The following is a 12,037-nucleotide window of genomic DNA, read 5'->3' as shown; positions in this document are numbered from 1 at the left end:
ATAAAAAAAGATTACCATATCTTAACGTCCATCTCCAGCAGACAGACAAAATAAACCAAGCACTCGGCCATAAAATAAAATATACCGCCCAAATGAGGGCGGTATTCATCGTTTAATGCTCGATAATATCAATCTTTTCGATGATGATCTTTTCAGTTGGCAGGTTGTTTTTCAATGGTGTTTTGGAAATCGCCTGGACGATGTCCATGCCGCTCTCCACCCTGCCAAAAATCGTATAATTGGGCTCCCGGTTTAAATTCGCCGCATCTGGTCCCGTGCAAATAAAAAACTGGCTTCCTCCTGAATTCGGCTTGCTGGCGTTTGCCATAGCTACAATGCCTTCTTCGTATTTCATTTCCGTACTAAGCTCATCTGGTATCGAATAGCCTGGCGTGCCTGTGCTGTCCCCTTTTGGATCCCCGCTTTGAATCATAAAGGATTCGATAATGCGGTGAAAGGATAATCCTTCATAGAAGCCTTCACGTGCCAGAAAGACGAAATTGTTTACCGTTACCGGCGCTTCATCCGTGAACAGCTTGACTGTAAACTCGCCTTTAGTAGTATGAAACTTCGCTAAATACGATTTATCGAGATCAATCTGCATCTCAGGCATCTTATCCCAGCTCATCTTGGCTGAAGTTTCTGCACTATTCCCGCTTATTAGTCCTGAACCGCCCTTGCCGCAGCCTGCAATCAGCAAAACTACTGCGGCAAGAGTGATTAAATAAAGGAATCGCGCTTTCTGTCTTTTCGCCATTACTAACCACCCGTTCCTTGCTTATTGCCGCCGGTTTCAGAGTTTTCTAAAGCATTCGTGCTGTTTCCGTTACCCGGGCTGTCGCCAGGGACTGGCGTAACATCAGATTCGCCCGTATCGGCTCCGGGTTCCAGCGTCACTTCGGGAAGCTCCATATCGCCAGTTGGCTCAGGCGTTGCTTCTCCGCCATCCCCTTCCAGCGGCGGTGAAATTTCACCGCCGTTAGGATCGAGTGGATCAGGCTCCATCGGAATATCCGGAATAATTTCCGTTTCCGGAATAACGACCGTAATTTTCTGGGAAGGTGTGCTTTCCAGATCATTCTCTGCGTCATATGCCACGACATAATATTCATAGGTCATACCCGGGAATGCGCTCATATCATCTACCCCAGTCGATGTGAGCGAATCTACGAAACGAATAAATTCACTTTCCGAAGCTTCCTTGCGGTAAACTTGATAAGTGACCTCGCCGTCCTGATACGGATCCCAAGACAATTGGACCTTCATCTCTTCCGGTATAAATATCGCATTAAAATTGGTTATTGCTGCCGGCGGCTTATTTTCTTTAATGCCTTGCGGTTTATTAAAGCTTGACTGAGGCACATTTTTCATCGCGGACCTCATTACCTTCGAGAACATGGCAGCTGCTTGACTGCTGCCTGTCTTTAGGATGTGGTCCTTATCAGTCTTATCGTATCCCATCCATACGGATGCTGTCCACTCCGGCGTATAGCCGACGAACCATGCATCGCGAATGCCGGAGCCCTTGTAATTAGGAATACCATGCTGCGTAGTCCCCGTTTTCCCCGCAAGCCGACGATTGATAGCAGCTCTCGAACCCGTGCCGCCCTTCTGAACGACCGTTTGCATCATCTCCGTCAAATAATAAGCAGTTTCCGGGGACATCAGCTGCTTGGAAGCAGGGGCTTTGTAGGTAAACGTATAGTTGTTTTTTCCTTCGATCTTGAGGATCGAATGCGTATCAACAGACTTCCCTCCATTAGCGAACACGCTGAACGCGGTTGCCATTTGCATGGGAGTAGTACCCGTCGTCAAACCGCCAAGTGCAGCCGTTAAGTTACGGTCTTCCTCATCTAATTCGAAACCAAGCTTGCTTGCAAAAGCAAAGCCCTGCTTCAATCCGATCTGATTCAGCATCCACACGGACGCCAGGTTACGCGAATCCTTGATCGCTTGCTGCATCGTAACCGGGTTCGCTCCCCATCTATCGGTCGGGCAATAATTTCCGTAGCATCTCTTGTCATTGGCAAGAACAGTCCACGGGAAGTACTTCCCCGACTCAAGTGCCGGTCCATAAGAGATAATCGGCTTAAACGCTGAACCAGGCTGACGGGGAACCTCGACGCGATTGAGTCCCTTCTTCACGTAATCCCGGCCGCCCGATAAAGCTTGGATGGTGCCGTCGCGGTGGTCGATAATAACCATCGCACCCTGCACCTGCTGATCATCCTTGCTGTTCTCAAAGTTATCATCGTCGTTAAACTGCGTATCCAGCGCATTTTGCGCCTGCTGGTTAAGCGAGGTGTAAATGCGGTAGCCGCCAATCCGAAGCTCTTCCTCGGACAAGTTCGTCACCTCCATCGCCTCTTCAATCACATAATCGACGAATGCCGGGTACTTATCCGTACTTTTTTCCTCATGATTTTTTGGAATCTCGTACACAACCGCCTTCGCTTTCTCCATCTCTTCAGCAGTAATGTAGCCTTGATCGTACATCAGCTTCAATACGACCGCTCTCCGATTCATCGAATCCTCTGGATGGTTGATTGGGTTGTAGCGGTTAGGCGCCTTCGGCATAGCGGCAATCGTCGCAATCTGCCAAAGCTCCAGCTTATCAAGGTCGGTGTCAAAATAATATTTTGCCGCTTCCTTGACTCCATGTACCCTCTTGCCAAAAAATATCCGGTTCAAATACATCGTCAATATTTGCTGCTTTGACATTTGATGCTCAAGCGCGACAGCGATTGACGCTTCAGTCGCTTTGCGGAAAAATGTTTTGTCCGCGGTCAGAAACACGTTCTTGGCAAGCTGCTGTGTAATGGTGCTGGCACCCTCTACAGCGCTGCGCGCAACAACGTCCTTCACGACAGCCCGCCCGATAGCAAAGAAATCGATGCCGGCATGCTCATAAAATCGTTGGTCTTCCGTTGCAACGATCGCATTCAGCAATTGTTTAGGAATTTCTGAAAATTCAGCAATCTCGCGATTTTCATTCGGATCGTACAATCTTGAAATTTCATTTTCGTTTGCATCGTAAATAATTGACGCTTCGCCGAGATTAAGCTTATTGGCATTTTCGGTCAAAACCCGCTCACCGTTTAAAATAATAAGCAAGTACCCGATAATGCCGCAAATGATTGCGATTACCGCAGTAAAGAATAATCCATAAAACCATTTACGGCCCGATATTTTCTTATTCCTCTTCTGTTTCGGTGCAGTCTTGCTGCGCGGTCGTTCAGCCATAGCCGACTCCCCTCCTGTTGTTCCATAGTCCGTTTAATCTATCTTTACCACGAAATGAAAAGAGCAACCCAGCTTTGAGCGGGTTGCTCTTGCATGCCGCTATCTAGTTAAACGATACACGATATTAGAAAGTTTCACTAATTGCTTTAACCTATGAATCGGAACCGGTATGATCCTGCTGCATAAGAGAAACATTCCGCTGCGGGGTAAACGTCGAAATAGCATGTTTATATACCATTTGTTGGCGGCCTTCGCTGTCGATGATAATCGTGAAATTGTCGAACGCTTTAATAACGCCCCGAATTTGGAAGCCATTCATTAAGAAAACCGTAACCGGTATGTTGTCTTTGCGAAGTTGATTTAGGAACGTATCTTGAATATTGATCGATTTGTTCATTGGACGTTACCCCCGTCTTAAAAAGATTGATTAGAAGTTTATTCAAGATTAACTTGAAACTTTCCTGCTAGTATACCATGAACGGTTTGCAAATTGTTGTGAAAATTTTCCCCCATGTCGATCCAATGAATGTCTTTCATATGGCGAAACCATGAGAGCTGTCGTTTGGCAAACCTTCGTGTATCCCGCTTGAGCCGCTCAACCGCTGCTTCCAGCGAGCAATTTCCACGCAAATAATCCGCAATCTCCTTGTAGCCAAGACCCTGCATCGCAACAGCGGCAGGCGGCAAATCTCTTTCCAGTAACTGCCTCACCTCTTCTACTAGCCCTTGCTCCATCATCAAATCTACCCGCTGCTCTATTCTACGATACAACTCCGCACGGTCCATAGTCAAACCGATCATGCAAAGCTCGTATGGCGACTCCTTCGTTTGGCCTGCTTGCTGCTCGGAAAAAGTCTGACCCGTCAGATGATAAACCTCAAGCGCCCGAATAACGCGCCTAAGATCATTCGGGTGCAGCCGCTCTCCTGCCGGAGGGTCAATCACAGCTAACCGCTCATGCAGAGCCTCTGCGCCGTTTTCAGCCGCAAAGCGCTCTTGCTCCTGCCGGAAAGCCTCGTCGGAACCGATATCCGCAAACTGAAATTGGTAACATACCGACTCTACATACAGGCCTGTTCCTCCAACGATAAAAGGCAGCTTTCCCCTTTCAGCGATTTGCTCGATGGCAAGTGCCGCGCCTGCTTGGAAATCAGCGGCGGAATAAGCTTCATCCGGATTGCAAATGTCGATAAGATGATGCGGAATGCCTTCACGCTCTTCTAACGGGATTTTGGCCGTCCCGATATCCATCCCGCGATAAACCTGCATCGAATCCCCGGAAATGATTTCGGCATTCCAGGCTTTAGCTATATCGAGGCTCATGCGCGTCTTGCCTACCGCTGTCGGGCCGATGAGAACGAGAAGCGGCTGCTTCTTCAAATTTTGCCTTTCATTGACTGGCTGCGTACCGTTTATTTCTTCACTCAAAGCTGTATCACTCCATATGCGATTTTCGAAGTATTCACATGCCGGCGCTCGAAGCCAAGTCTCGCAAACTCTCCGCTAGCTTGATGCTCCTTAAGAACTACGCTTTTGCGGGCAACCCGCTTCGCCTGTTCGATAACCTCGCCGGATAAAGCGTCCATATTGGCGATTGAACGAAGCGGCTCCATCGAGCTCGACTCGTTTATCGGCTGCCTGAACATCGGGTCGAAATAAACGATATCGACACTTTTATCAGGCAATCCCGTCAAATATTCCATATGATGGACACATTTCATCTCAATGCGCCTCATCGCTTCATTCACATCCGGAAGGCTTGTCTGATAGCCTGCCAAACCCTCGCGAACGAGCGCGCACAGCACGGGCTCGCTTTCGATTGCCGTGACGGCGCCCGTAGGTCCAGCGGCATAAGAGAATACGAGCGAATCCGAAGCCAGACCCGCTGTGCAGTCGATAATCCGATCCCCCTCTTTGCAGCCGGAAAGCTGAATGAGCGGATCCGTTTCGCCGCGGCGCAAACGCTTCACTCGAACGAACGCCATGCTGGGGTGAAAATAAAGCGGTGTATCTGATTGTCCGTCATAATAGCGGACCTCTTCCTCGGTCACTACGATTAATCGCTTATCCCGGCTTAGTGTCATCAGCTTATTGACAGTTAAATTACCGCGTGTTTTAAGCGCAGCTGAAAGCTCAGCTGACAGCCGTCCGGCTTGCTCTAATGCGCGTGCAGACGGCTTAGCCGTCGTTGTGACGATCACGACATCACCCGTTTAAACATTTTTTCCAGCTGGTAGGTCGATAGATGCACAATGATAGGACGGCCATGCGGGCAGGTGTACGGCTGCTTGCAATTCGCAAGCCTGGCAAGCAAGGTCTCGCCTTCCTCGCGGTTCATCCGGTCATTCGCCTTGATCGATGCTTTGCATGCGCACATGATGGCCGCTTTCTCCCGCAGCTTGCCGATATCAATGGATTTCCGCTCGGTAATGAGCAGCTCCGCCATCTCCTCAAGCAAAGACTGCTCCTCGCCCTGCGGCATCCATTCGGGGTATGAACGGACGAGAAACGTCTGCGCGCCGAATGGCTCCAGCTCGACCCCCGCTTGTGCAAACATAGGAATAAGGTCCCGCAGCTGAGAGGCCTCTCCCGTCGTAAATTCAAGCGTCAGCGGAACGAGCAATTGCTGGCTGGCCGCTTCAGGATTGCCGAATTTGTGAAAATAATATTCATAATTAATGCGCTCATGCGCCGCATGCTGATCGATCAGATAGAGACCATCCTGAGACTGCGCAACGATATAGGTGCCATGGTGCTGACCGATCCAGTACAGTTCAGGAAACGAAGGCTGCTCCGCAGCGTCATCATCAGCCGGCAGCCGAGCTTCCGGAGCTCCTGCAGCAGCCGGTTCAAATGTGCCGGTATCACCGGCAGCACTTTCCGGAGCTTGCGGCAGCGCTTCAAATGGCTCATTCTGATATTCAGCCTGCTCTGCTTCTGGATCAGCTTGTATCCAAACAGATGTATCTGTTTTCAGAGATTGTTTTAACAGTTCAGCCTTTTGATCTATATTTGGTTTAACCGCATCGGTGACGGTTGATGCGGCTTGCTCCCAAGGCGCAGATACCTCGCGAACGGCGAGAGCTTCCGCATCCTGGACTGGCGGCGCATAAAGCTTCTCTGCTGCATTCCGGGGAACGAACTCCCGATCAATGACCGGTGCCTTGTAAGGGATTGCAGACGCTTTTTTCGTCTCTGTCGGCTGATACGGCTTGAAGGACTCTGCTGCCGGCTCTGGACGGTGAAACGAAATGGCATCCTGTACGAACAATGGCTTGGAGCGCTCCAGCCTGCTGCTTGATTCCGGACCCGGAATATGACGCTGGCGTCCGAGCACAGCTTTTACAGCTTCCTCAATCATGGTGCGGAGCTCCGGCTCCTTGCTGAATCTGACCTCCATCTTGGACGGATGGACGTTGACATCAAGCAAGCTTGGATGCATGCCGAGCTCCAATATCGCCAGCGGAAAACGATTTATTGGAAGAAGCGTGTGGTACGCTTGCAGCAACGATTGATTGATCGTATGGCTGCGTATGTAGCGTCCGTTAACGATCGCGGTAATTCCGTTCCGATTGGCCCGTGTCAGCTCAGGCTTCGAAATGTAGCCGCGCAGCTCGTAATCGGCGGTTTCCGCTTCTACTTGCAGCATAATTTTTGCCGTATTAGAACCATATACAGCGGCAATGACCTGCAGCCTGTCGCCAGTCCCGAGCGTACGCAGCAGCACGTTTCCGTTGTGCTTGAATGTAAAGGCAATGCCAGGGTGAGCAAGCGCGATCCGGTTAATATAATCAGAAATATGGCCAAGCTCGGTTTGAATAGCCTTCATATATTTAAGACGCGCGGGCGTATTGTAAAATAAATCACGCACGGTCATTTCCGTTCCTTGCGGCGCATTCGCCGGTTCATCTATCGTGAGCTTGCCGCCTTCAATAACGATGCGGCGCGCAAGTCCCGTAGATGTCTCCGATGAGATGCACTGCAGCCGGGAAACAGCGGCAATACTCGGCAGCGCTTCCCCCCGAAAGCCTAGACTCGCAATGCGAAAGAGATCGCTGCTCGTCAATATTTTGCTCGTCGCATGACGCTGAAACGCTGTAACGATGTCAGAAGCCTCTATGCCGTAGCCGTTATCGATGACTCTTATTAGCGACAAACCGCCTTCTTCAATCATAATATCAACCGTTGTGCTGCCAGCGTCGACCGCGTTCTCGACAAGCTCCTTTACGACCGATGCCGGTCGTTCGACCACTTCGCCTGCGGCTATTTGGTTGGCAAGCTGCTCGTCCAGCACTTTGATTTTTCCCATGACGTTACCGTTCCCCCTTCCGCTTGGCTAGTCGTTCAATTTACTCTTCATATCATTCAGCCATTGCATCGCTTGCATCGGCGTTAAGTTAAACAAATCCAGCTTCCGCAGCTGCTCCGCGAGCTGCTCGGCCTTCGGATTTGATTTCCTGCGTGCAGGCTCAGCTTCCTTAGCGGCGGCAGGCTCATCAAATATCGAAAGCTGTACGATCCCGCGCGGCTCCGCAGCCATCACGGCTTCCTTCCTCTCCTCCGTTAACAAGGAAGGCTGCTGCGCATATGAATAAGAGCGCTGAGAGCCATTAGCCGCTGCAGCTGCTGCTGCCTTGGGAGGATTGACGGCAGCCGTCTCATCAAGCAGCTCGTAGGCTCTGCCAATAATAGACTGCGGCAGGCCGGCCAATTGAGCGCAATATATGCCGTAGCTGGTGCTCGCTGCGCCGGGAATGAGCTTTCGCAGAAACGTTACATTATCGCCGCTTTCTTCGACTGCCATACGTGCATTCGTAAGCGACGGCAAAGAATCCTCAAGATGAGCCAGCTCATGGAAATGCGTCGACACGAGCGCTTTGCAGCCGATATGATGATGGACATACTCGATTACCGCCTGCGCGATCGCCATTCCTTCGCCGGTCGAAGTGCCGCGGCCAAGCTCATCGATAATAACGAGGCTGTTAGCCGTTGCCTTCTCTGTCATCAGCTGAATATCTTTCATCTCCACCATGAACGTGCTTTGACCGCCTATGAGATCGTCAGCTGCGCCTATCCGGGTGAAAATACGGTCGATAAGCGGAATAACAGCCGACTTGGCAGGGACGAAGCAGCCCATTTGAGCCATAATGCAAATAAGCGCAACTTGGCGCATGTACGTGCTTTTGCCAGCCATATTCGGGCCTGTAATAAGCAGCATCCACTGCTTGTCCTTGTGAAGCCCCGTGCCGTTCGAAATAAAAGGCGTTCCATCCATCATCGCTTCAACGACCGGATGCTTCCCTTCCGCAATGTGCAAATCGTAGCCTTCTGTTATTTGCGGGCGGGAAAAACGGCGCTCCGCGCTGACCGTCGCTAACGATTGGTACACGTCAAGCTCGGCGATGATTGCGGCTGCCTTCTGAAGCCGGTGCAGGTGAAGAGACAAATGATCCCGGAGCCGGGTAAACAGCTCATGCTCCAAATCGACCATTTTGTCCTCCGCCTCGAGAATCAGCCTTTCCTTCTCTTTCAGCTCCGGCGTTACGAACCGCTCGGCATTAGCAAGCGTCTGCTTGCGCTCGTATCTGCCTTCCGGCAAGCTGGACAAATTCGCTTTGGAAACCTCCAAATAGTAGCCGAAAATTCGGTTATAGCCAATTTTTAAATTTTTGATGCCGGTAGCCTCGCGCTCTTGGCGCTCAAGCTCTGCCAGCCATTTCTTTCCGTTCGTGCTCGCTTCTCTCAATTGATCCAAGTACGCGTCATAGCCCGGACGGATAAGCCCGCCCTCCCGAATGGTAACCGGAGGCTCGTCGACAAGCACAGTTTCGATAAGGTCAGCTAAATCAGAGCATTTGTCTGTTCCCACAACGAGCGCCTGCAGCACCGCTGAGCCGGATTGCTCGCACAGATCCGTCAGCTGCGGAATTCGGCGAAGGGAGCTGCGGAGCGCATTCAGATCGCGTCCGTTCGCACTGCCGAAGGCCACTCTGCCGACCAGCCTCTCGAGATCATAAATGGGCTGCAGCTCCTTACGGATATCGTCTCTTAAAATGAAATCAAGATATAAGGTTTCGACCGCATCCAAGCGGGCTTCTACAGCAGCGCTGCTTAGCAGCGGCTTATCAATCCAGCGGCGCAGCAAGCGCGCGCCCATCGACGTTTGCGTGCGGTCCAGCAGCCATAAAAGCGAGCCCTTCTTGTTGCGGTCGCGAACCGTTTCGGTAAGCTCCAGATTTCTTCTTGTATAATGATCCAAAATCATATACTGATTAGGCTCATAGCTTGTTATCGTGCGCACATGCCCTAGGGAACGCTTCTGCGTTTCCTCCAAATATCCAGTCAGGACGCTAACGGCAAGAAGCCGTGCTCCCGTTATTTTGGCAAGCTCGCTCTCCCCGAATTGCTCCGACAGCTTGTCTGCGGCCATCGGCTCGCGCGCCGTGAGAAGCAGCTGCTTATTCCAAACCGCCGCGGCTTGAACGAGTTCCAGCAGCTGGCCATCGCCCACAAGCTCGGAGGGCTGATAGACGTTTATTTCATCAATCAACGCTTCGATATGCTCAGGAAACGACGTCACATAAAGCTCGCCTGTCGATAAATCGCAAGCGGAAAGCCCAAGTACTCCGCTTACGCGAACGATTGCCGCGATAAAGTTATTAGCTTTGCCTTCCAGCGCCTTCGATTCCATAACCGTACCTGGCGTAATAATGCGCACGATTTCCCGGCGCACGACGCCCTTTGAAGCTGACGGGTCCTCAACCTGCTCGCAAATCGCTACTTTATACCCTTTATCCACCAGTCTGCTAATATAGTTTTCAGCGGAATGATACGGCACCCCGCACATTGGAATTTTTTGCTCGCCTCCGCCCTCCCTGCCGGTCAACGTAATTTCCAGCTCACGGGAAGCCGCTATCGCATCATCAAAAAACATTTCATAAAAATCGCCTAATCGAAAAAATAAAAATGCGTCCTTCGCTTCTTCTTTTATCGCGAGATATTGCAAAATCATTGGAGTATATCCAGCCATTCCGATCCTCCTCAAAAACGTTTATATCCTGACGCTTCGTCCGAATCTCAATATTTAATATCGTTAATTACATGCGCAAGTCCACTTAAGCCTTGTATCCCCCGCAATAAACATTAGATACCCATTATAACAAGCGGAACAGATGTGCGCCATAAGCGAAAACGGTGAACTCGCTTCGGAACGAAAAACGAAAGAGGGCGCCATAGATTTACTTTCAACTGTAGGCGCCCGTATTTTGAGTTTTATTACTTGCTGAACGACGTTTATTGGGGTATCCGCCATTTGACGCGAATATCCGAGCTCTCATCCCATGTCGTGCCGCGCCGCGCAGCCTCGAACAACGGCTCGATAAAGCGAGCGAGCGCGTCGTAGCCGGGAGTGGCGGAGATGGATGCGGCAAGGCCGTCTAAGCAGCCGGCCAGCCCGGAGCGGTCGCCGGCATAATAGGCTTCTGCATACCGCTCATCCAGAGCAGGAATGTAGTCGATGTTTAGCGCCTCGCGAGCGCATAGCAGCGCCACAGCGAAGGCAGCCTTTGCCGCTGCCGGCGAGATGAGCCAGCTCGGCAGCGTCCGGTATTCGAACCCGCCATGCGGCTGCTGGCGAAAGTCCCCGAGCGTACCGTAACGGGGACGGCGTGCCCGCCCTGCGGGGTCCTCGATAAGAGCGAGCGGGAATGCCGCGTAGCTGTCGAGCAAGCGGAGCAAGCGGCTTGTAAGCGGCGCTCCGCTGATGTGGATGTGCCCGCCGAGCGCAAGCCCCGGCACGGGCATCGCTCCTGCGGCCCAGCGCAATGCGGGGTCGCTGATGCGTTCGGCGGCGCGCAGCAACAGCCGCCGCACGTTCGCGGCGAGCGCGGCCGGGCTATCTGCCGGCTCGGGCCGCAGCTCGGCGACGGGATAGAACAGCCGCCGCCCGACAAGCACGGCGTCGGTCCCTGCTGCCCCGCCGACGCCAGCTCCAAAAAACCGCGACGCCGAAGCCACCTTCCCCGCCGGCGTCACAAGCACAAACTCCGGATCGGCGCCAATAAGCAGCTGCCGACCCACAGCCTCCGCTCTCGCCGCCGCATGCCAAGCGGCGAATCGCCGCAGCACTGCCGCCTCCAGCCTCGTATCACTCAGCTTCGGCCAAGCGGTGCGGACGGCTGTGCGCCCGTCCCCGCCAAGCGAGATCACGGCCTCGCCGATATCGAGGCCTAACGCATACAGCGCCGAAACGGCAGTATGAATCACTCGCCGCATTGCCGGATCCTCCGGCCAGCCGCCAGTACCCGCAGGCAGCAGCGGCTTTCCTTGCACCGTTTTTCCCGAGACGTCAATGCGCACCATTTCCACCGGCTCCAAATGAACAATGCCGATGCGATACAAACGCTCACTCTCAGCCTTAGGACCGCCGCAAAGGCCGGCCCGGCGCCAAATCCGCTGCTTCTCTGCTTCTGACAGCTTTATGGCTATGTGACCATTAATATTAAGCACCCAGGCGCCTTTAAAACGGCTGCAATCGATCGAACGGGCATCCGACCATGCGATCACCGCATCGCCTGCCTTCACTTCGGTCCATGGCTGCGCATGCAGCGGCTGCCCGTTTCGTTCCCCTGAGACATGCAGACCATTTTCATGATATGTAACCTTCTCCAACCTGTCGTAGCTGCCCCTCCATATCCACGTCGAAGCCATCATGCTTCCCGCCTTTAGTCATTTTTGTCGGAGTGATTTTACGCCTGAAAAAATTTCCAAAAAAAAGAGGGCTTTCGCCCTCGAA

The 12,037-nt window shown here is 52.2% G+C and carries 8 protein-coding genes; all 8 read right to left on the bottom strand.

Annotation, left to right across the window (positions count from 1 at the left end; genetic code table 11):
- Positions 1–112: 112 nt before the first annotated feature.
- On the bottom strand, positions 113–757 hold the full coding sequence (locus tag ASG81_RS27100) for a peptidylprolyl isomerase (protein ID WP_056642021.1): 645 nt from the start codon (positions 755–757) through the stop codon (positions 113–115).
- Positions 758–759: 2 nt separating this feature from the next.
- On the bottom strand, positions 760–3,243 hold the full coding sequence (locus ASG81_RS27095; protein ID WP_056642019.1) for a penicillin-binding protein 1A: 2,484 nt from the start codon (positions 3,241–3,243) through the stop codon (positions 760–762).
- Between the two features lie 151 nt (positions 3,244–3,394).
- Positions 3,395–3,640: an RNA chaperone Hfq gene (gene hfq / locus ASG81_RS27090; RefSeq protein WP_056642016.1), complete on the bottom strand. Its 246-nt coding sequence runs from the start codon at positions 3,638–3,640 to the stop codon at positions 3,395–3,397.
- A 38-nt stretch (positions 3,641–3,678) separates the two neighbouring features.
- Positions 3,679–4,671 carry a tRNA (adenosine(37)-N6)-dimethylallyltransferase MiaA gene (miaA, locus tag ASG81_RS27085; protein ID WP_442952966.1) on the bottom strand — a complete coding sequence of 331 codons (993 nt, stop codon included), beginning with the start codon at positions 4,669–4,671 and terminating at the stop codon, positions 3,679–3,681.
- On the bottom strand, positions 4,668–5,444 hold the full coding sequence (locus ASG81_RS27080; protein ID WP_056642013.1) for a class I SAM-dependent methyltransferase: 777 nt from the start codon (positions 5,442–5,444) through the stop codon (positions 4,668–4,670). The genes miaA and ASG81_RS27080 overlap by 4 nt, the downstream gene beginning before the upstream one ends.
- Positions 5,441–7,552 carry a DNA mismatch repair endonuclease MutL gene (gene mutL / locus ASG81_RS27075; protein WP_056642010.1) on the bottom strand — a complete coding sequence of 704 codons (2,112 nt, stop codon included), beginning with the start codon at positions 7,550–7,552 and terminating at the stop codon, positions 5,441–5,443. Before mutL ends, ASG81_RS27080 begins: the two co-directional genes overlap by 4 nt.
- A 27-nt stretch (positions 7,553–7,579) precedes the next feature.
- Positions 7,580–10,273 carry a DNA mismatch repair protein MutS gene (gene mutS / locus ASG81_RS27070; protein WP_056642007.1) on the bottom strand — a complete coding sequence of 898 codons (2,694 nt, stop codon included), beginning with the start codon at positions 10,271–10,273 and terminating at the stop codon, positions 7,580–7,582.
- A 263-nt stretch (positions 10,274–10,536) separates the two neighbouring features.
- Positions 10,537–11,913 (bottom strand): putative amidoligase domain-containing protein, encoded by a 1,377-nt coding sequence (locus tag ASG81_RS27065; RefSeq protein ID WP_162255078.1) that lies wholly within the window; start codon positions 11,911–11,913, stop codon positions 10,537–10,539.
- Positions 11,914–12,037: the final 124 nt, after the last annotated feature.

This window comes from Paenibacillus sp. Soil522 (assembly GCF_001428245.1).
In the GTDB taxonomy this organism is placed as follows: Bacteria; Bacillota; Bacilli; order Paenibacillales; family Paenibacillaceae; genus Pristimantibacillus.
This window is presented reverse-complemented; position numbering and strand designations above follow the sequence as displayed.

Coding starts and splice junctions, on each gene's coding strand:
- ASG81_RS27100 (WP_056642021.1), bottom strand. CDS start 757: ATGGCGAAAAGACAGAAAGCGCGATTCCTTTATTTAATCACTCTTGCC.
- mutS (WP_056642007.1), bottom strand. CDS start 10,273: ATGGCTGGATATACTCCAATGATTTTGCAATATCTCGCGATAAAAGAA.
- ASG81_RS27095 (WP_056642019.1), bottom strand. CDS start 3,243: ATGGCTGAACGACCGCGCAGCAAGACTGCACCGAAACAGAAGAGGAAT.
- hfq (WP_056642016.1), bottom strand. CDS start 3,640: ATGAACAAATCGATCAATATTCAAGATACGTTCCTAAATCAACTTCGC.
- mutL (WP_056642010.1), bottom strand. CDS start 7,552: ATGGGAAAAATCAAAGTGCTGGACGAGCAGCTTGCCAACCAAATAGCC.